At 65.1% G+C, this 21,179-nt stretch carries 15 protein-coding genes and 1 pseudogene; 7 read left to right on the plus strand and 9 right to left on the minus strand.

Annotation, left to right across the window (positions count from 1 at the left end):
* The first annotated feature begins 9 nt into the window (after positions 1-9).
* From CH281_RS26090 to allB, 5 genes are read left to right on the plus strand one after another with little or no spacing between them, the layout of a single operon-like run.
* Complete coding sequence (locus CH281_RS26090; RefSeq protein WP_094695890.1) at positions 10-906, plus strand: 2-hydroxy-3-oxopropionate reductase; 897 nt, start codon at positions 10-12, stop codon at positions 904-906.
* A gap of 1 nt (position 907) precedes the next feature.
* Positions 908-2,707: a glyoxylate carboligase gene (gcl, locus tag CH281_RS26095; RefSeq protein ID WP_094695891.1), complete on the plus strand. Its 1,800-nt coding sequence runs from the start codon at positions 908-910 to the stop codon at positions 2,705-2,707.
* A gap of 2 nt (positions 2,708-2,709) precedes the next feature.
* A complete protein-coding gene (locus CH281_RS26100; RefSeq protein WP_094695892.1) occupies positions 2,710-3,855 on the plus strand; it encodes a glycerate kinase in 1,146 nt (381 codons plus the stop codon).
* Positions 3,852-4,895: an allantoicase gene (gene alc, locus CH281_RS26105; RefSeq protein ID WP_032392552.1), complete on the plus strand. Its 1,044-nt coding sequence runs from the start codon at positions 3,852-3,854 to the stop codon at positions 4,893-4,895. The genes CH281_RS26100 and alc overlap by 4 nt, the downstream gene beginning before the upstream one ends.
* Positions 4,846-6,198 carry an allantoinase AllB gene (gene allB / locus CH281_RS26110; protein WP_094695893.1) on the plus strand — a complete coding sequence of 451 codons (1,353 nt, stop codon included), beginning with the start codon at positions 4,846-4,848 and terminating at the stop codon, positions 6,196-6,198. The genes alc and allB overlap by 50 nt, the downstream gene beginning before the upstream one ends.
* Before the next feature lie 265 nt (positions 6,199-6,463).
* Here allB and CH281_RS27455 read toward each other — a convergent pair.
* From CH281_RS27455 to CH281_RS26145, 7 genes and pseudogenes are all read right to left on the minus strand, one after another.
* Positions 6,464-7,162, minus strand: a pseudogene (locus CH281_RS27455) (DUF222 domain-containing protein); the annotation flags it as partial.
* Between the two features lie 153 nt (positions 7,163-7,315).
* Entirely contained in the window at positions 7,316-8,392 is a 1,077-nt protein-coding gene (locus CH281_RS26120; protein ID WP_218829797.1) for an XdhC family protein, read from the minus strand.
* A 1-nt stretch (position 8,393) separates the two neighbouring features.
* A complete protein-coding gene (locus CH281_RS26125) occupies positions 8,394-9,836 on the minus strand; it encodes an NCS2 family permease (protein WP_094695895.1) in 1,443 nt (480 codons plus the stop codon).
* 109 nt (positions 9,837-9,945) lie between these two features.
* Positions 9,946-12,270: a molybdopterin cofactor-binding domain-containing protein gene (locus CH281_RS26130; protein ID WP_256984036.1), complete on the minus strand. Its 2,325-nt coding sequence runs from the start codon at positions 12,268-12,270 to the stop codon at positions 9,946-9,948.
* Positions 12,267-13,619 carry an 8-oxoguanine deaminase gene (locus CH281_RS26135; protein WP_094695896.1) on the minus strand — a complete coding sequence of 451 codons (1,353 nt, stop codon included), beginning with the start codon at positions 13,617-13,619 and terminating at the stop codon, positions 12,267-12,269. Before CH281_RS26135 ends, CH281_RS26130 begins: the two co-directional genes overlap by 4 nt.
* Positions 13,616-14,089, minus strand: a complete 474-nt coding sequence (locus CH281_RS26140) for a (2Fe-2S)-binding protein (RefSeq protein ID WP_057474516.1) — start codon at positions 14,087-14,089, stop codon at positions 13,616-13,618. Before CH281_RS26140 ends, CH281_RS26135 begins: the two co-directional genes overlap by 4 nt.
* A gap of 2 nt (positions 14,090-14,091) precedes the next feature.
* A complete protein-coding gene (locus CH281_RS26145; protein WP_032385149.1) occupies positions 14,092-14,958 on the minus strand; it encodes an FAD binding domain-containing protein in 867 nt (288 codons plus the stop codon).
* Positions 14,959-15,048: 90 nt separating this feature from the next.
* Here CH281_RS26145 and CH281_RS26150 point away from each other — a divergent pair, with 90 nt between their 5' ends.
* Together CH281_RS26150 and CH281_RS26155 are read left to right on the plus strand one after the other, a co-directional pair.
* Positions 15,049-16,614 carry a PucR family transcriptional regulator gene (locus CH281_RS26150; RefSeq protein ID WP_082519374.1) on the plus strand — a complete coding sequence of 522 codons (1,566 nt, stop codon included), beginning with the start codon at positions 15,049-15,051 and terminating at the stop codon, positions 16,612-16,614.
* A 39-nt stretch (positions 16,615-16,653) separates the two neighbouring features.
* Positions 16,654-16,950, plus strand: a complete 297-nt coding sequence (locus CH281_RS26155) for a putative quinol monooxygenase (RefSeq protein ID WP_027495153.1) — start codon at positions 16,654-16,656, stop codon at positions 16,948-16,950.
* On the opposite strand, the gene CH281_RS26160 is transcribed toward CH281_RS26155, so the two are convergent.
* A complete protein-coding gene (locus CH281_RS26160) occupies positions 16,928-18,748 on the minus strand; it encodes a bifunctional diguanylate cyclase/phosphodiesterase (RefSeq protein ID WP_256984037.1) in 1,821 nt (606 codons plus the stop codon). The two genes, CH281_RS26155 and CH281_RS26160, sit on opposite strands and share 23 nt — an antisense overlap.
* Positions 18,749-18,803: 55 nt before the next feature.
* Positions 18,804-21,173, minus strand: a complete 2,370-nt coding sequence (locus CH281_RS26165; RefSeq protein WP_032367732.1) for a lysylphosphatidylglycerol synthase transmembrane domain-containing protein — start codon at positions 21,171-21,173, stop codon at positions 18,804-18,806.
* Positions 21,174-21,179: the final 6 nt, after the last annotated feature.

The raw sequence follows: 21,179 nt of genomic DNA on the forward strand, positions 1-21,179 counted from the left end.
GGATTTCTCATGAGCACCATTGCATTCATCGGCCTCGGAATCATGGGCAGTCCCATGTCCGTTCACCTCGCGAAGGCCGGCCACCAGGTGGTCGGCTACAACCTGACCCCCGATCGCACGGGTCCTCTGGTCGAGGCCGGCGGTACCGCTGCCGATTCGATCGCCAAGGCCGTCCACGACGCCGACATCGTCGCGATCATGGTCCCCGACTCCCCCGATGTGCAGGACGTTCTCGCCGGTGAAGGCGGTGTGTTCGACAATGCTCCACGCGACGCGCTGATCATCGATTTCTCCAGCATCCGTCCCGACGTCACCGCCACACTGGCCGCCGACGCGACTGCGCGCGGCTTCCGGATCCTCGACGCCCCCGTCTCCGGCGGTCAGGCCGGTGCCGAGAACGCGACTCTGTCGATCATGGTCGGTGGCAGTGCCGACGACTTCGCTACGGCCAAGCCGATTCTCGACGTCGTCGGCAAGACCGTCGTGCACGTGGGTCCGAGCGGATCCGGGCAGACGGTCAAGGCGGCCAACCAGTTGATCGTGGCCGGCAACATTCAGGTGCTCGCCGAGGCGATCGCGTTCCTCGAGGCCTACGGCGTCGATCTGGCTGCGTCGGTAGAGGTTCTCGGCGGCGGCCTCGCCGGTTCGGCCGTGCTGAACCAGAAGGCGCAGAAGATGCTGGACCGCTCGTTCGAGCCCGGGTTCCGTATCGATCTGCACCACAAGGATCTCGGAATCGTCACCTCGGCTGCGCGTGAAGCGGGTGTTGTGATCCCCATGGGCGCAGTGCTGGCGCAGCTGATGGCCTCCGCCCGCGCCAACGGCGATGGTGGACTCGATCATTCGGCGCTGTACCGCGGTGTTGCTCGCCTCTCGGGCTCCCCGATCACAAGCAAGGACAACTGATATGGCCAGGATGCGCGCGGCTGATGCCGCAGTGAAGATTCTCGAACTCGAAGGTGCAACAACCGTATTCGGCTTGCCCGGTGCTGCGATCAACCCGTTCTACGCGTCGATGCGCAATCACGGCGGGATTCGCCACGTGCTGGCCCGCCACGTCGAAGGTGCCTCCCACATGGCGGAGGGCTTCACCCGTGCCGCACCGGGCAACATCGGTATCTGCATCGGCACCTCCGGCCCGGCCGGAACCGACATGATCACCGGGTTGTATTCGGCCATGGCCGACTCGATTCCGATCCTCGCCATCACCGGCCAGGCCCCGGTCGCGCGGCTGCACAAAGAAGATTTCCAGGCCGTCGATATCGCGTCGATCGCAGCACCCGTCACCAAGATGGCGATGACGGTGCTCGAACCGGCTCAGGTTCCCGGTGCATTTGCGCAGGCGTTTCATCTGATGCGGTCCGGTCGCCCGGGACCGGTGCTGATCGATCTGCCCATCGACGTGCAGTTGGCCGAGATCGACTTCGATCCCGACACCTACCAGTCGCTACCGGTGCACAAGCCCGTCGCCTCGCGTGCTCAGGCCGAGAAGGCCATCGACATGCTCCTGGCTGCCGAGCGCCCGTTGATCGTGGCCGGCGGCGGAATCATCAACGCCGATGCGTCGGACCTGCTCGTGCAACTCGCCGAGATCCTCGACGTTCCCGTCATCCCGACGCTGATGGGCTGGGGAACCATACCCGACGATCACCGCCTCGCGGCGGGCATGGTCGGTCTGCAGACTGCGCACCGATACGGCAACGCAACTCTGCTGGCCTCGGACTTCGTACTCGGCATCGGAAACCGTTGGGCGAACCGGCATACCGGGGGCTTGGACACCTACCGCAAGGGCCGGAAGTTCGTCCACGTCGACATCGAGCCCACTCAGATCGGACGCGTCTTCGCGCCGGACTACGGCATCATCTCCGACGCCAAGGCGGCCCTCGAGCAGTTCGTCGCCGTCGCCGAAGAGCGTCGCGCGGCAGGCTCGCTGCGTGATCTCTCGGGCTGGGTCGAGGACTGTGCGGCGCGGAAGCGCACGATGCATCGGCGTACCCACTTCGACAACGTGCCGATCAAGCCCCAGCGCGTCTACGAGGAGATGAACAAGGTCTTCGATCGCGATACCCGCTACATCAGCACCATCGGGCTCTCGCAGATCGCGGGCGGTCAGTTCCTGCACGTCTACTCCCCTCGCAACTGGATCAACTGCGGGCAGGCCGGCCCGCTCGGCTGGACCATTCCCGCGGCGCTGGGTGCGGTAGCTGCCGATCCGACGGCGAATGTCGTTGCACTGTCCGGAGATTACGACTTCCAGTTCATGATCGAGGAGCTGGCCGTCGGTGCGCAGTTCAATCTGCCGTATGTGCATGTGGTGGTGAACAACTCGTACCTCGGGCTGATCCGGCAGGCGCAGCGTGCGTTCGACATGGACTTCTGCGTGCAATTGGGATTCGACAACATCAACCACCAGGACACGTTGGACACTCAGCCCGGTATACCCAAGGGCTACGGCGTCGACCATGTGCAGGTCGCAGAAGGCCTCGGCTGCAAAGCACTCCGGGTCACCGAGCCCGATCTCATCGGTGAGGCGCTCGCGCGGGCCAGGACTCTGGCCAACGAGCACAAGGTTCCCGTCGTCGTGGAAATCATCCTCGAACGGGTCACCAACATCTCGATGGGCACCGAGATCGACAACGTCGGTGAGTTCGAGGAACTGGCCAACACGTCGGCGGACGCACCTACCGCTCTGCTCCTGCTGGACTAGAGATGACGCGAATTCTGCTGGCTCCCGACAAGTTCAAGGGCTCGCTGTCCGCGGCCGGGGTCGCTCGGGCGTTGGCCGAAGGTCTGGTCGCGGGCGATCCGTCCCTCGAGACGGTGTGCCTACCCGTCGCCGATGGGGGTGACGGCACCGTCGACGCAGCCGTCGCCGCCGGATGGGACCGGATCGCAGTCACGTGCTCGGGCCCGACCGGTGAGCCGGTCGAGACGTCGTATGCCCGTCGTGGTGATACCGCCGTCGTCGAACTGGCATCTGCAGTCGGACTCGAGCTCCTGCCGGACGGACGGCCGGATGCGCTGGGAGCCAGCACGTTCGGGCTGGGGACTGTCATCGCGCATGCTCTCGGCGCCGGCTCTGTTTCAGGTGCGCGGCGTATCGTCGTCGGGCTCGGGGGCAGCGCATCCACCGACGGAGGGGCCGGAATGCTCACTGCACTCGGTGCGCGGATCCTCGATGCCGACGGCAATGACGTCGCGCTCGGCGGTGGTCCACTGCGCGGTGCAGTTCACCTCGATCTGAGCGGCTTGTTGCCTTCGGCTCGGAATGCAGTGTTCGAGTTGGCGTGCGATGTCGACAACCCGTTGCTCGGCCGGACCGGAGCGGCGGCGGTATACGGCCCGCAGAAGGGTGCCGGACCGCAGGAGTTGCTGTACCTCGAACACGGAATGCGGCAGTGGGCACATCTGGTGCGCAACGCAATCGGCCGGGATGTCAGTGGGCTCGCCGGCACCGGCGCAGCAGGTGGTACTGCGTTCGGTGCCATGGCTGTACTCGGTGCGGTTGCCAAGCCAGGGATTGAGACGGTGCTCGAGCTGATCGACTTCGGCAGCGCTCTGGCGTCGGCCGATCTGGTCGTCACCGGCGAGGGCTCGCTGGACGAGCAGAGCCTCTACGGCAAGGCACCCATCGGAGTCGCGCACGCGGCGCGCGAAGCGGGTGTTCCGGTGATCACCGTCGCCGGGCGCAGCGTCATCGACCTGGACCGGCTGCGCAGCCACGGGATCGTGGCCTCCTACGCATTGTCCGATCTCGAGCGGAACCCTCGAATCTCCATGCGCGACGCGGCCACGCTGCTCCACGAGGTAGGGAAAACGATAGCCACCACACACATTTCGGAAGGAATATCATGAGTACCACTCATTTTACCTCGCTGACCGATCTCGCGTCGCGCGCACTCGGCGGCAGCGTCTCGGCGGCGAACGACGAACTGTTCGCGCAGCGCGAGAACCTGATCAAGCCCGACGCCCCGCTGTTCGATCCGGCGGACTTCGGCCACAAGGGAAAGGTGTACGACGGGTGGGAAACTCGGCGTCGCCGTGACGAGGGCAGCCACGACTGGGCGATCGTACGGCTCGGTGCGCCGGGAATCGTCCACGGTGTAGTCGTAGACACCGCACACTTCACCGGAAACTACCCGCCGTTCGTCTCCGTCGAAGCCGCGTCGATCGAGGGTTACCCGTCCATCGACGATGTCCTGAAGACGGAGTGGCACACCATCGTCGACAAGTCTGCGGCAGTGGGGGACACAGCCAATACCTACGAGGTAGCCGATCGGCACCGGTGGACGCATGTGCGTCTGTCGATCTATCCCGACGGCGGTGTGGCCCGGTTCCGTGTGCACGGTGAGGTTGTGCAGGATCCGCGCTTCCTCGGCGGCACCATCGATCTGCTCGCCGCCGAGAACGGTGCCAGGCTCACCGACTGCTCCGATGCCTTCTACTCTTCCCCCGCCAACATCATCCTGCCCGGGCGGGCACGCAACATGGGTGAGGGCTGGGAGAACTCCCGCCGGCGTGGCGGCGGCAACGACTTCGCAGTGTTCGAGCTTGCGGCAGCTGGCGCTCCACGTTTCGTCGAGGTCGACACCAGCTACTACGTCGGCAACGCCCCGGGCTGGGTTCGGCTCAGCGCCATCGATTCTCGTCGCCGACACACCTCCGACCCGACGGCGTGGACCGAGATCCTTGCGCGCACCGCGGTCCAACCGGACACGCGTCACCGCTTCCTGCTCAACGCGACCGAGGCCTACACACACCTGCGGCTCGACGTGTATCCCGACGGCGGCTTGTCCCGATTGCGACTGTTCGGCGAACTGGACGCCGATGCCCTCGACGCGGCAGATGTCGCATGGAAATCCGCCGAGCTCCAGAGTGCCTCCAGTGCAGTCTGATCTGGTCATTCGGGCTGCCCGCGCGGTGATCGATGGGCGTGAGGTGGCGGCGACTGTGTCTGTCTCGAACGGCCGGATCGTCGCAATCGACTCCCTGGATGCCGGCGTATCTGCGACGACGGTGGTCGAGCTCGGACCGGACGAGGTGTTGCTGCCCGGGCTGGTCGACACCCATGTGCACGTCAACGATCCGGGTCGAACCGAATGGGAAGGCTTCGCCAGCGCAACTCGAGCTGCGGCCGCGGGAGGGATCACGACCATCGTCGACATGCCGCTCAACAGCATTCCGCCGACGGTCGACGTCGAGGCGTTGGAGATCAAGCGCCGGGTGGCGGTCGAGAAGTCGGTCGTCAACGTCGGATTCTGGGGTGGGGCAGTTCCCGGAAACGTCGAGCAGCTGCGACCGCTGCACGACGCAGGAGTCTTCGGTTTCAAGTGCTTCCTGTTGGCGTCGGGCGTGGACGAGTTTCCGCCGCTGACGCTGCCGGAACTGGAGAAGGCGCTGATCGAGATCGCGTCGTTCGACGGGCTGATGATCGTGCATGCCGAGAACGCCGAGGTGATAGCCGAGGCTCCGGCGGCAGTGGGCCGTGAGTACTCGGGATTCCTCGAATCGCGTCCTCGGGCGGCCGAGAACCGGGCCATCGAGCAGGTGATCGAGCTATCCCGTCAGACAGGGTGTCGGGTCCACATTCTGCACTTGTCGAGCGCGGATGCCCTGCCGATGATTGCGGCGGCGAAGCGGGACGGCGTGCGGGTGACCGTCGAAACTTGTCCGCACTACCTGTGTTTCGACGCCGAGGGCGTGCCGGCGGGCGCGACTCAGTTCAAGTGCTGCCCGCCGATCCGCGAGGCCGGTAATCGCGAGGCGTTGTGGCAGGGTCTGCACGACGGCACGATCGACACCATCGTCACCGACCACTCCCCCTGCACGCCCGACCTCAAGCGATTCGACACCGGTGACTTCGGCGATGCCTGGGGTGGGATTGCGTCGTTGCAGGTCTCGCTTGCTGCGGTGTGGACCGAGGCGCGTGCCCGTGGGTTCGCGCTGACCGACATCGTGCGGTGGATGGCCACGAACACCGCCGATCAGGTGGGCATGACTGATCGCGGACGCATCGAGGTCGGTTGCGCTGCAGACCTTGTGGTGTTCGCGCCCGACGAGACGTTCACCGTCGACGTGGATCGGCTGTACCACCGCAACCCGGTGAGTGCCTACGATCGGCTGGGATTGTCGGGTGTGGTGCGACGGTCGTGGATCGCAGGTTCGGAATTTTCGACGGGTAGATTGCTGTCGCGATAGACCTCTCTTCTTGGTGTGACCCGTTCAAAATGGTGGCGGACCTTCGCCATTTGGGTCCGGCACCGGCTCCGGCTCGAGATTGTCGGGTGGGTCGGGGTAGGCGATGATGCCGGATCGTCTGGGTTTGGTGGGGATACAGGGCCGGAGGTCGTTGCCGAGGATAGGTACGTCTGTTCCTTTGGCGGGCAGGGTGATTCGGGTGGTCTTCGATGTCGACGGTGATCATCGTCAACGGCACCTGACGATCCGGCAATACGGTCTCGGTCTCGGTCTTCGGGCAGCCTGGGCGTTGGCACAGGCATGTCAGCCTGGGTTCTCCGTGCATTCGCGCCATGAAGGCATCACACAGTCGTTCCTGCTTACCGCGCGGATCTTTCGGGCAGACCGTGTCGGCCATTTCCTCCAGGAGCTGCCATGCGGCTGCGGCTTCGGGGGCGGTCAATTCTGCTCGGATGCGGGCCAATTCGCCGGCGGGACTATAGGTGACGGTGCGGAATCGTTTGGCGAATTCGCGTAGTGCTGCTGCTTCCTCGGGTGCGACGCGCAGCAGGATGTCCCAGATCTCTTTCTCCAGTGGACCCGGTGACGACCGTCGGGCCGCTTCGACAATCTCGTCCTCGACGGACTTGACGATGTCGTCGGAGAAGTTGTCGAGGATCCGGCACACCGTGCGTACGCGGGCAAGGTCGATGTCGCCGGCTTCGAATGCTTTTTTCAGCAGAGGAAGCCGGGTGTGCAGTGCGACGCCGACGGACACGTACGCTTCGGCGACGGTGGCGGAGCAGCTCAACGCGAGTGCCATTTCGGTGCGTCCGTACCGGCTGTACTGCCGGTGCTTCGCATCCTGGGCGATGCAGGTGAGGTGGAAGTCGTAGCAGGCAGAGATCTTTCGGGCCGCATGCCGATTCTCTTCCCGCGCGGCGGCCGTCAACGCCTCCAGCGACACGGTCGGTACTGCACCCATTTTTCACCCCCCGGTGAGCAACAATTCAGAACATGCGTTCGAACTGGGGAAAGCGTATCTCGACCTACCGACAAGAAACGGATTTGCCCAACTCGAGCCTGTGAGCAGGCACTCTGTTCGGTCCGGGTGGAGTGCGTGGAGTGTGATGTGGGCCTAAGCGTATTTCGCAGTCTCGGCGTCGTGGTGGATCGGGCCGGCGGTGTGCGTCAATGGCAGCGCACTACCCCCGCGTCTGGCCGCGACGAATTCCGCCGCGATGGCCAGCGCAGTTTCCTCGGGCGTTCGGGCTCCCAGGTCCAAGCCGATCGGCGACTTCAAGCGTGCGAGCTCCTGCTCGGTCAATCCGACGTCACGCAATCGGGCCGCGCGATCGTCGTGAGTCCTGCGAGATCCCATAGCCCCTACGAATGCGACGGGCAGCCTCAAAGCCACCTCCAGCAACGGCACATCGAACTTGGCGTCGTGAGTGAGTACGCAGATCACCGTGCGGGCATCGACAGTCGTACGAGCCGAGTAGCTGTGCGGCCATTCGGTGACCACCTCGTCGGCATCGGGAAATCGTGCAGCAGTGGCGAATACGGGTCGAGCATCACAGACCGTGACGTGGTATCCGAGAAACTTTCCGACACGCGCCAGCGATGCGGCGTAATCGATGGCTCCGAAGATCAGCAGCCGCGGGGCGGTGGCGTAGGACTGCACGAACACGTCGAGATCCGGCCGGCACCGCACCGAGCGAATGCCGGTACCCCCGGAGTCCAGCATCGCCAACGCCTCGCCGACAACAACTGCATCGACGTCCGATAAACCGGTAGTGCCCATGGTTGCCGAGGACGAGACCGCAAGCGACTGCCCGGCCCCGGCGAGCATCGTCACCGTCGCCACTGCAGTGTCCGACGCAATGGCTGCCAACACTGCTCGAGGAGGCCCGAGGCGAACGAACACCTCGATCTCACCTCCACAAGTCAGCCCGACCGCAAAAGCGTCGACGTCGCTGTAGCCGAACGACTCTCGCTTGGACTCGCCGGTTTCGAGAACCTCTCGGCACAGCTCGTACACCGCGCCTTCGACGCAGCCACCGGAGACACTGCCGACTGCCTCGCCGTCGGCGCACACCGCCATCGCGGCACCCGGAAGCCGAGGGGCACTTCCGGATACCGAGATGACGGTCGCCACCGCGTAAGGAATACCTGCGTGGTCCCAGGCGGTCAGACGATCGACGATCTCTTTCACGTTACGAGATTCCCAACGCTTCTTCGATGGGGTGCAGGGCGAAGTAGATCAGGAAGATCCCCGACATCAGATACAGCAACCAATGCGTCTCGCGTGCTTTGCCTTTGGCGAGCCGGACGACGGTGTACGAGATGACGCCAGCGGCAACTCCCACGGTGATCGAGTACGTGAAGGGCATCAGCACGATCGTCAGGAAGGCAGGAATCGCGATATCGGTGTTCTGCCAATCGATCTTGCGGACGTGCGTCATCATCAGTGCACCGACCAGAACCAGAGCAGGAGCGGCTGCACCCACCGGTACGACCCCCGCCAGTGGCGTGAAGAAGATCAAGCTCGTCAACATGCCACCGGTCACGATACTGGCGAGACCGGTTCTCGCACCCTCGGTCACACCGGCCGCGGATTCCACCACGGCGGTGTTCGCCGAACCATTGATCGCACCGCCGACGATGGCTCCGATGCCGTCGACGGTCAGAATGCGGCTCAACCCTGGCATCTTGCCCTGCTTGTCGACCAGGCCCGCCTCTTCCCCGACTCCGAGGATCGTGCCCATGGCGTCGAAGAATCCGGAGAGTACGAGCGTGAACAGGACGACCGAGGCCGTCACGACACCTGCTCGGGCGAACCCGCCGAACAGGTCGACGTTGAACAACAGATCGAATTGTGGTGTGGCGACGATGGAATCGGGCACCTTGGGCACCACCGGCCCCCACGCCTTCGGATCGATGTCGAAGACGGCATTGAGTACGATCGCCAGATTGGTGGCGACGAAGATCCCGATCAGCATCGCACCGGGCACTCGGCGGACGAACAACATGATCATCAGGATCAGACCGACGCAGAACACGAACACGGGCCACCCGGCCAACTTGCCGAACGTGCCGAGAGTGACTGCAGTGGAGGCGGTTTCGTGATGACCGACGAAACCGGCGTCGACCAATCCGATAAGGGCGATGAACGCACCGATGCCGACCCCGATCGCCTGCTTGAGCACCAGGGGAATTGCGTCCATGATGAGCTGCCGGACCCCGGTGAGTGCGAAGACGACGATGACCACGCCTTCGAGCACGACGAGACCCATCGCCTGCGGCCACGTCATGTACGGCGCAGCCTGGAACACCACGATGGGTGTCACACCGAGTCCGGCCGCCATCGCGAGGGGCGCGTTACCGACAACTCCCATCAGGATCGTCGTCAGGCCGGCGGACAGAGCGACCATGGTCGACAGTTGTGCCGCATCGAGCGTCGCACCCGTGACGTCACGGGCATCGCCGATGATCAACGGAATGAGAACGATCAGGTACGCCATGGCCACGAATGTGGTCACCCCACCGCGGATCTCGCGCGAGATGGTGGAGCCACGACCCGTGATGTCGAAGAACTTGTCGATCTGGGATCGACCTCGTCCGCTCCGACGGGTGCTGGGTATGTGTACATCGGTCATGATCGGCCCTCCCAGGGCGTGATCAACCTTGCCGGGCGTCGGGCCGGGCCGACGTGCCGGGGGAGTTGGCGTCGGTGCGGTTGTGCCCTGGAAGGTTTCGTCGAATGAATCAGGGGTTGATGATGTGTTCGGGTCGAACAGGAACGCGCGTCAACGCGAGCCCGGTGGCGTTTCGGATGGCAGCGACGACGGCCGGCGTCGACGAGAGGGTGGGTGGCTCGCCCGCACCGCGAAGACCGTACGGTGCCAATGGATCCGGATTCTCGAGGATGTCCAGCTTCATGGGCGGCATGTCGAGAATCGTCGGGATGAGGTAGTCGGTGAACGACGGGTTCTTCACCAAACCGTCGACGACGACGATCTCCTCCATCACCGCAAGACCGAGCCCCTGGGCTGTGCCGCCGTGGATCTGGCCTTCGAGCGAGAGTCGGTTGAGGATCTTGCCGACGTCCTGGACGGCGGCCATCTCGACCACCTTCACGAGCCCGAGATCGACGTCGACGTCCACCACGGCGCGATGGACACACAGGGCGAGCTGGGTGTGGCTCGCGCCCTGCCCGGTCACCGGATCCATTCCGCTGGTGGGGCGATGGTGGAATTCGCGCGTCTGCTCGATGACGCGGTCGCCGAGTACATCCTCGATCGTCGCCAGCACGCCGTCGGTGGCCGAGACGATCTTTCCGCCGTCGAGGCTCAGGTCGGCCACTGCGCGCCCGAGGTACAGGCCGGCAAGGACGAACACCGCCTCGCGGACGGCCTCGCACGCGGTCTTGACGGCACCGCCGGTCATGTACGACTGGCGCGATGCCGAGGATGATCCCGCGTTGCCGACCTTGGTGTCGGCCGGGTGGATGACGACCTTCGTGACGCCGAGTTCGGTGCGCGCGATCTGCGCTTCCAGCGTCACGAGTCCCTGACCCACCTCCGCGGCAGCGGTGTGCACCAATGCTGTTGCCTCACCGCCGATCACCTCCAGTCGAACGCGGGCGGTGGAGTAGTCGTCGTAGTTCTCGGAGAAGCAGATGTTCTTGATCCCGACGCCGTATCCGATCCCGCGTACGACGCCTTCGCCGTGGGTGGTCTGCGATGCCCCACCCGGCAGATTACGGATGTCCGACGCGTCCAGTGGCTCGGGCAGTTCCATGGCCTCGGCTCGGGCGAGCATCTCGGCCAGCGGCGCGGGCGCTTCGATGACCTGACCGGTCGCCAGGATCGAGCCCTGGCTGACGGCGTTGATCTGGCGGATTGCGACCGGTCCGATGCCGCAGGCTTCGCCGAGCTTGTCCATCATCGACTCGTAGGCGAAACATGCTTGTACTGCGCCGAATCCACGCATCGCCCCGCACGGTGGATTGTTCGTGTACACCCCGTACGCGTCGATCTCGATGTTGGGGATGACGTACGGCCCGACGCCGAGCGAGGCCGCATTGCCGACGACGTTCAGGGTGGCCGAGGTGTACGCGCCGCCGTCGAGGATGATCTCGACGTCTGCGAACACCAGCTTGCCGTCGCTGGTCGCACCGTACTCGTAGTGCATCTGCGCCGGGTGGCGGTGCACGTGACCGAAGAACGACTCGTAGCGGTTGTAGACGATCTTGACGGGCTTGCCGGTGTGCATGGCGAGCATCGCCGCGTGGATCTGCATCGACAGGTCCTCGCGCCCGCCGAATGCTCCGCCGACACCGGCGAGCGTCATCCTGATCTTTTCCTCGGGCAGTCCGAGGCACGGGCCGATCTGGGCGAGGTCGTTGTGCATCCACTGGGTCGCGACGTACAGATCGATTCCGCCGTCCTCGGCCGGAACAGCCAGTCCCGATTCGGGTCCGAGGAAAGCCTGATCCTGGATCCCGACGGCGAAGTCGCTGCTGACGATCACATCCGCGCGGGCACGGGCGGCGGCGACGTTGCCGACGCGCACCGGCTGATGGCGCGCGACTCCGCCGCGTTCCTGCACCTTCGGGTAGTCCGGATCCAGAGCGGCGCGTCGAGCGTCGGTCAGGGGCTCGAGCACGTCGTAGACCACGACGATCTTTTCCATTGCGCGCCGGGCATTTTCGGGATGATCGGCCGCGATCAGAGCAATGGGCTCACCCTCGTGCCGTACCTCGTCGAAGGCCAGTACCGGCTGGTCCCACGTGTGGTCGAGTCCGAAGCACTTGCGTCCCGGTACGTCGTCGTGGGTGAGCACCGCCTCGACGCCGGGCGTTGCCAACGCCTTCGAGATGTCGACCGAAACGATCTTCGCACGCGGATGCGGGCTGCGAAGCGTTGCGCCCCAGAGCATGCCGTCGATGAACAGATCCGAGGAATATGCGAACTCGCCCTTGACCTTCAACGTTCCGTCGGGCCGGAGCGGGCTGTCGCCTACACGACCGCGGCCCGGGGCGGGGATATCGGCGGGTACATGCCGGGGTGTAGTGGTCGGGGCGCTCACAGCACGTCCTCCGCGAGTTTCATGAGGCGACGGTGCGCATCGGCTCCGGCACGGCCAATTTCGTCCTGCGGGGCGCTGGTCAGGACGTCGTTCTCGACGATCGTTCGACCGCCCACCATCAAGCGAGCCAGCGGTGGTGTCTGCCCGTAGGCGAACGCGACGACAGGGTCGTCCACGGCCGAGTAGAAACCATCGGTGCGCCAGATCGCGATGTCGGCCAGCTTGCCGACCTCGAGCGAACCGATCTCGCTCTGCCGTCCCAGTACCGTTGCGCCGCCCAGGGTTCCGATCTCGAGTGCCTGACGCGCGGTCAGTGCTGTCGGACCGTACTTGGCTCGCTGCATGTACATCGCCTGGCGGACCTCGCCGGCAAGCGGCACCATCTCGGCCGAAGCGGAACCGTCGACACCGAGGCCGACGGGTGCGCCGGCCGCGAGCAGGTCCGAGGTCCGCGCGATGCCTGCGCCCAGACGTGCATTGGAACTTGGGCAGTGCGCAGTGCCGGTGCCGGTGGCCGCCATCTTCGCGATGTCGGAGTCGTGCAGGTGCACCGCGTGGGCGAACCACACGTCGTCACCGAGCCAGCCGACCTGCTCCATGTATTCGACCGGGGTGCAGTTCATCTGGGCCAGGCAGTGCTCCTCCTCGTCGAGGGTCTCGGCCAAGTGAGTATGCAGCCGAACACCTTTCGCGCGAGCGAGCCCGGCGGACTCGACAAGTAGCTCTTTGCTGATGGAGAACGGCGAACACGGGGCGACCGCGATGCGAAGCATCGAACCGAAGGAGGCATCGTGATAGGTGTCGATGGCGTCGGAGGTAGCGGTGAGGATGTCGTCGAGCGACTCGACCACCTCGTCCGGCGGCAATCCGCCGTCGGACACACCCCGGTCCATCGAGCCGCGGCACGGTTGGAACCGCACACCGATGCGCTGGGCCGCGTCGATCTCGGCGGCGAACAGGTCGCCTCGTCCCTTGGGGAAGATGTAGTGATGATCGGTACTGGTGGTGCACCCCGATTTCGCGAGCCATCCCAGCCCGGCGGCGGCAGCACCACCGACCACCTCGGCGTCCATCTTGGACCATGGCTTGTAGAGTGCGACAAGCCATTCGAAGAGTGTGTTGTCCTTGGCCAGGCCCTGGGACGCCCACTGGTAGAGATGGTGGTGAGTGTTCACCAGGCCGGGGGTGACGAGGCAGCCGGAGGCGTCGATCGTCTCGGCCCCGGGGATGATCGGTGCAGCGCCCGATCCGATGGCGCTGATCGTGGTGCCCTCGACGACGAGGTAGCCGTTCGGGATTTCGTCACCGACGATGGGTGCGATGTACGCACCCGAGATGACAGTGGTCATTTTGCCTCGGCCTTTCGTGTCGCAGCGAGCCGAACTGCATCCAGAATCTTCTCGTATCCCGTACAGCGGCAGAGGTTTCCGGCGAGAGACTCACGAATCTCGACGTCCGACGGGTTGGGAACACGCTCGATGAGATCGTGCGCCTGGACTATGAGTCCGGGGGTGCAGAAGCCGCACTGGACGGCTCCGCACTCGACGAACGCCTCCTGCATCGGGTCCAGCTTGTCGCCGTCGGCGAGGCCTTCGACGGTACGGATCTCGCGGCCGTCGACCTGTCCGGCGGCCACCAGGCAGGCGCACGCCGGGATACCGTCGAGATAGACCGTGCACGAACCGCATTCCCCTTGTTCGCACGCGTTCTTCGATCCGGGCAGTCCCATGCGCTCGCGCAGTAGGTACAGCAGACTTTCGCCCTCCCAGACGTCGTCGGCTTCCATGTCTTTTCCGTTGATGGTGCAGTTGACTCGCATGTTCAGGCCACCTTCCGTGCGGCTGTCAGGTCTCGCCATGCCCAGCCCAGCGTTCGCCGGGCCATCACGGACAGGGCGTGCTTGCGGTAATCGGCTGTGCCACGTACGTCGTCGATGGGACTTGCTGCCGCACTGACCAACCGACCGAACTCCTCCGATACCCGAGGATCGAGGGCACCGTCCCACTCGAGTTCGGCCGCGAGGTAGTTCTCGGCATCGTAAGCCCGCCGCGGCGTCGGCGCAGCGGAGCCGAGACCGGTGCCGACGCGGCCGTCCTGTGGAAACAGTGCGATGGAGAACGAGCACACGGCGATGACCATCGCGTTACGGGTGCCGATCTTCGAGAAGTATTGCGGCCCAGCGGCCGGCGCAACGTGAAAGGCTCGGATCAACTCGTCCGGCTCGCACGAATTGCGCTTGACGCCGACGTAGAACTCGGTGGCAGGGATCATCCGCACCCCGCGCTCGGCCGATTCCACTTCCACGGTCGCGCCGGCAGCGAGCAGGGGCGCGTGCAGATCGCCTGCCGGTGACGCGCCCCCGAGATTGCCGCCCACAGTGCCGCGATTGCGGATCTGCGGCGAACCGACGGTGCGGGAGGCCTGGGCGATGCCGGGAAGCCGGTCGCCGAGCTCGGCGATGATGCGGACGTAGGGCACGCCTGCCCCGACGCGCAGGGTGCCGTCGGCGAGCTCTTCCCATTCGGTGAGTTCGGTGATCGGGTTCAGGTCGAGCAATCCGCCCGGCCGGTGCAGGTCGAAGTTCATCTCGACCATGACGTCGGTGCCGCCCTGAATAGGGACGACGTCGACGTCGTCGGCTTTGGCGGCCAACGCGTCGCTCCAGGTCTGTGGTCGTAGAAATTCCATCGTGCTGCTCTCCGCTCACGTGTCTTTCGGTCGTGTTCACCCAGTACAGCCGCCGGAGGTGCTGCGAACGAGGGACAGGAACGACGAAGTATGACGACGATCACAGTGCTACTTTTGGAGGATCCTACGAAGAGCGAGGTCGATGTCACCGTGCGGTTGCGTGATCTGGCCGACTTGCCCGACCTGATGCTCCAGCCGATCGTCACACCGGATCATTTCGACCCGACGATCCGGTGGGTCGTCACCACCGACATGCTCGATCCGAGTCGGTACCTCAACGGCGGAGAACTGGTGCTGACCGGGTTGATGTGGCGGACCGGGCCCGCGGATTCGCAGACCTTCGTCCGGGCGGTCTCCAAGGCGGGTGTGTCGGCACTGGCGGCCTCCGACGGCGGTGTCGTTCCCGACGACTTGGTCGCCGCATGCCGCGAGCACGGACTGCCGCTGTTCCGGGTCCCGGCCGACATCGCGTTCGCGACGGTCACCGAGAGCGTTGTCCGGCAGCTGTCCACGGCACGAGCATCGGATCTGAGCCTCGTGCTGGATCGACATCGTCGCCTGGTGGCGAGCGCCGGGCCCGGCGGAGGCCTCGGTCCGCTGCTGGACATGGTGAGTTCGGATCTGGGCATGAAGTGCTGGGTCGTCACGTCGTCGGGACGCGTCCTCGCCGGATCGGACGGCCCACCCGACACCGAGGCGCTCGCGCAGGAGTTCATGACTGCCGCTCGGCTACCGAAATTCAGCCGAGAGCATCGTGTGTCGATCTTTCCGGTCGACGGGGAGGCGTCACCTCGGGTGGTGGACTGGTTCGTCGCCTTCGAAAGTGATTGGCAGACATGGGATGCGCCGAGAATTTCGCTGGCCGGGCAGCTGGCGTCGATCGTCGCGGTCGAACGCAGCCGGGCCGACGACCGCCGCACCGGTTCGGCCATCCTGGCGCAGGAGTTCGTCAAATCGATCGTCGGTGGCGCGTTGCCCACCGACATCGTGGCACAGATGGGCGTCATCGGTCTCGACGTCGAATCTCGTTATGCTGCAATCGCTGCCGCAACATCGGGAGAGACGGTTCGGCTGGGTGAGCTGCGACCGCTGCTCGGCGAAATCGTGGCTCCGCTCGACATCACCGTCGCCACTGTCGACGGTGAGGCGATCGCGCTGATCGACGCCGCAGCCGACCGGACCGAAGCGGTCAGGGCGGCGGTCCGTGCTCTGATGCCAGGGTTGGCTGGAAGCGGAATCTCGATCGGGGTCAGTGCTCCCGCCGCGCCCGGTGATCTGCGGAGCGCGATCGAAGAGGCGCGCTACGGCCGCCGCCTCGCCGAGCGTCGGGGCGGCGACTGCGCCGTCGTCGGGCACGACGAACTCGCTACGCTGACAATACTTCTCGCCAACGTCCCCGACGATGTTCGACGCATGTTCACCGCTCGGCTGCTCGCCCCGCTCACCGAGTACGACGCCCAACACCACACCGATCTCATCGCCACGCTGTCGGTGTATCTCGACACCAACGGTGCGTGGACACGGTGCGCCGAGCACCTGCACATGCACGTCAACTCGGTCCGTTACAGAATTGCGCGCATCGAGGAACTCACCGGACGGGACCTGTCGCGCCTCGAGGACCGGATCGAGTTCTATCTGGCACTGCGATTGAGATGAGTCTGCGACGCGCTCGCGGAGCGGGTCTAGGGTGACGGTATGGCTCTCATTGCACAGTTGGATCTGACGTTCAAGCCCGAATCCCTTGCCGAAGCACGGGCGCTGCTGCGGACCGTTCTCGCGGACACCCGCGCCTTCGAGGGGTGCCTCGGCGTCGAGGTGTGGGTCGACGAAGAGAACGAAGCGCACGTCGTCGCGCACGAGACGTGGGAATCGGCGGAGGCCGACGCGAAGTACCGCGAGTTCCGCGCCGGACCGGGCAAGATCGTCGAATTGCCGCCGCTGCTCGCCGCAGCACCGTCGTTGACTAAATTCACCGTCGATTCCTCGGTGTAGCGGATTCGTCGATCCGGCCACCGGCCACGGTGGCCGGTTGTGGTCGACCGGTGAGGAACCCCTGCACCATGTCGGCACCGAGATCGACCGCCACCCGCAATTCCGCGTCGGTCTCGACACCCTCCATGATCACGCCGGCACCGATCTGTCGGGCGAAGTCGATGATCGCCGTGGCCGCGGCGCGACGGAACGAGTCCCGGTCGATTCCGTGCACGAGTGCGTAATCGATTTTGAGGGTGTCGGGCCTGAGCTCGACGATGTGGCGCATACCGGCGAATCCGGCTCCGACGTCGTCGATGGAGATTTGAACCCCCGCGTCGCGCAGCTTCTCGATGGCGCGGGTCACCGCACGGTAGTCGTCGACACGTTCGTGCTCGGTGATCTCGAGGTGGAAGGTTCGGGTTGCCAGATGCGGACGCAACCGGTCGAGTAGGTCGGTCGTGCGGATGGTGTCGGCCGACGCATTGAGCGACACGAACGGCCCCGGTGGCAGCAGATGAACATCCGCTAGTGCCCGTTCCAGTGCGGCGCGTTCGAGCCGTGGACCGACGCCGGCCTCGGCTGCGTCGCGGTACCACGACAGGGGCGATCCGTGGCCGAACGGGAACCGCGACAGTGCCTCGTAGCCGACGGTCGAACCGGTGACCGTGTCGCAGATGGGCTGAAAAAAGATGTCGGGACCGCCGGATTCGATGAGCGCATCGATTCTCTGCCTGGCCTGTTCGCGGGCGTCCGCTGCGGACAGTCCCGTCTCCGGAAACTTTCCCGAGGTCCGTGCTTTGAAGCGATACATCTCGATGTCGGCGAGAGCGATCAACCGTCGGACCAGTACGTGTAGGCCGGTGTCGGCGGGTGGCGTCTCCACGGCCGAGCCCACACTGGTGGTGAACGGCGGGCCGTCGAACGATTCCTCCAGCGATGCGCGAATCCTGTTGTCCGATTCGGCGATCGACTCTCTGGTTCCGACGCTGACGACCACGAACTCGTCGCCGCCGAGTCGTGCGACCGCGGACTTGTCTCCCACCGCACAGGACAGGCGACGGGCGACCTCGACGAGCACTGCGTCACCGGAGGGATGGCCGAACCTGTCGTTGATGTGCTTGAACCGATCGATGTCGAGGACGGTCACTCCGACCGCTTGCTGTGCGCGATCCTCTGCCGGGGACAGGCGCAACGAGTCGACGGTATCGAGTAGCCCACGTCGGTTCCACAGGCCGGTCAACGGATCTCGCAATGCCCTCGCCGCGCTCGTTCGCAGCTGACCGATGTACGACTTGATCATGAAGGGTGCGGCGTAGAGGGACCCGATGGTGACCATCCGAGAAGTGGTGGACCATGGATCGGCGCCCTCCGAGACAGCCAGAGCGGCGAGGCCAGCGAGGGTGAGTGCGCCGATTGCCAAGTGAATCAACATGACACGGTGCGAGCTCGCGACGACGATGAACGCTGCGACGATCGAGAACATCGCGCAGCCGGGCATCGCGTCGAAGTGGGTTTGGAAGGCGAACAGAACGGTCACGATGCCGACGTCGGCGTAGAGGATGTAGACGATCGCCATCCTCGGGGACGCCCACGGCCGGAGGTACCAGGCAATCGCCACCGGCACCGTGGTGACGGACGCCAGGAGCACGGCGATCGACATGGGGTCGGAGAACTGACCGGCGGGGACCATCAGGGCCCCGGCGAGGCCGAATGTGAGCGTCATTCCGCTGATGAACAGCCGCACCCATCGTTCCTCCGCGGTGGGTGCGAAGTCTCCCGGTTCGGAAATGGTGACGCCCTCCGTAGAACCAGCCACTAACCTGCGTGAACGCTAGCACCCACAACTGGTGCCGTAGTGGGGATGCAGCCGTTCAGACCATGTCGTGCTTGGTGAGCCAGCGCAACGTCGGCCAGCCGAGAAACACCGGTAACCAGCAGGTCAGTACGCGGTAGAGCAGCACGGACGGGACTGCGATGGAGGCGGGGAGACCGAACGCGGCAAGCCCACCGATGAGGGCTGCTTCCACGGCCCCCACACCGCCCGGCGTCGGGGCGGCCGAGGCCAATGTTCCACCGATCATTGTCACCACTGTCACCGTCACGAACGTCGTTCCGCCGCCGAACGCCTCGACACTCGCCCACAGGGCGAGCGCAGCACCCAAAGTGGTTGCGGCGCAACCCAAGATGATGATCGAGAACCGTTTCGGGTCGCGGGCGAGTTCGCCGAGCTCGGTGAGCACTTCGGCAACCTGGGGCCGGACGGCCACTTTCAGCCACAGTCGCAGCTTGGGCACGAACATGAAGGTCCCGACGACTCCGAATGCGACGCCGGCGATGAGGTACAGCACGGTGTTGCCCGGCACCATGTTGGACAGCCCCGACGACGTTCCGGCGACGACGCTGAAGAAGATCAACAGGCTGACATGGGTGATCACCTGAACCGACTGTTGCAGTGCCACAGCGGCCGTCGCGCGGACGGTACCCAATCCACCCTTCTGCAGAAAGCGAACGCTCAGGGCCAGGCCACCGACGCCCGCAGGTGTCGTGGTCGCGGCAAAAGTATTCGCTACCTGCATGATCGTCAGATTCCTGAAGCTGACCTTGCCGAATGCGCAGGCCCACAAGGCGGCGCCCGCACCGATGTAGGTCAGTGCGGAAACGGCTAGACCGAGCAGTGCCCACCACCAGTCGACCGAGCCCAATTCGACGACGAACGCGGGAACTGCACTGATGAACGGGTATGCGACGTAGACCAATCCGATCAGCAACACGAGCGAGATGATCTGGTTGCGGCTGAATCGAGTCACCTGCTCGGCCTCGATCCTCGCGGCACCGGTCTGATCGAGGACTTCGAGCCGGACGGACTTCATCGTCTTTCCTGCATCGGCAACCGACTGACGCACCCGAAGGGGGATGGCGGACTTGGTCAATCGACCGGACGCCGCGATCACGACGTCGATTCCCAGTACCTCGACGGCCGTAGCCACGGCGCGATGGGAGCCGAAAAGGTCTGCGGTGGTGAGTAACAGCTGTGCGACGTCGGATTGCATCTGGGCGTCCGACGCGCCGAGTTCTGCGTGCCCGAACCCGCAGAACAGTGCCGCGCCGTTGTGGAGCCGCAGTTCACCCCGATGCAGGTCACCGTGCGAGATCTGGTTCTCGTGCAACGTGTTCAGAGCCGACCAGAGAGCTCTGAGCGCGGCATCGTCGAGCTCGGCCTCGATGGGGTCGCCGATGGGCTGGCTGTGCGCGTACAACGTCCAGCCGCGGTCGAGTGCTGCTACCGCCAACGGGTCGCTGCCTGCGGCGTTCATACTCTTGATGGCCAGGCCCATCAATGCGCGATGCTCGACGGCGCGGCGCATGGACGCGTGCAACGGCGCTGTCTCGCTGCCGCGCCGGGTGATCCATCGCCAGAACTGGCGCAGCGCACCGCCACTGCGCTGGTTCTGCCCGTAGAGCTCGACCACCACATCGGCGTCCGGGGTGTGTGCGTTCAACACCAACGGGCCCGGGCCCGCAGGGCGCACGACGGTGAAGCTGCGGACGTCGACGCCCCGGCTGCGGAACAGGCGCACGGCCGCGTCGAGTGGAACCTCCAGTGCCGGGGTGCCGACCAGCAGCACGATGATCGCACCGACGAGCCAACCGACGGCCAGCCCGAGCAGCGAACGGGCCGGGACCACCGTGGACACCACCAGGTGTATCGGTACGAAGGCGAGCAACAGTGCCCACCATGCTCGACGCCACCGCGCGGGCAGGCCCGGGCCCGACACCGTGAGCGCCGCGGCGAGCATGGCGATCCAGCGTGAATCGTCGAGGAATTGCGACAGGAACGTGTCGAGTCGCTCGGGCACGTCCAGGTCCCACGTCGGAGTCGAGATGCCGGTACCGGTGATGGACAGAGCCAGCGCGGCGATCAGAGCTGCTGCGGCATACCCGGCCAACAGTTTCCATTTGCGCCCGGCGATCAGCCCGATCAACACTCCGAACGGGAGGGCGAGGATCGCGACGCCGTAGACGATGTAGACGGCGTTGGACTGATCGGGGCTGAGCACGCCGACGATGTTGGACACCGATTGTTCGAGTGCGTCCCACTGATTTCGGGTGATGAGCGAGCCGGCGATGACCAAGCTCAAGAACACCGAGGCGGCAACGACCCGAATGATGTCACTGGTTCTTCTCACCAGCGGCTGCAGCAGGTTTCCCGCTACGGGAACGTCCCGCCCATCCACGCGCATGGGCTC

Source organism: Rhodococcus sp. 06-221-2 (assembly GCF_002258365.1).
GTDB lineage: Bacteria > Actinomycetota > Actinomycetes > Mycobacteriales > Mycobacteriaceae > Rhodococcoides > Rhodococcoides fascians.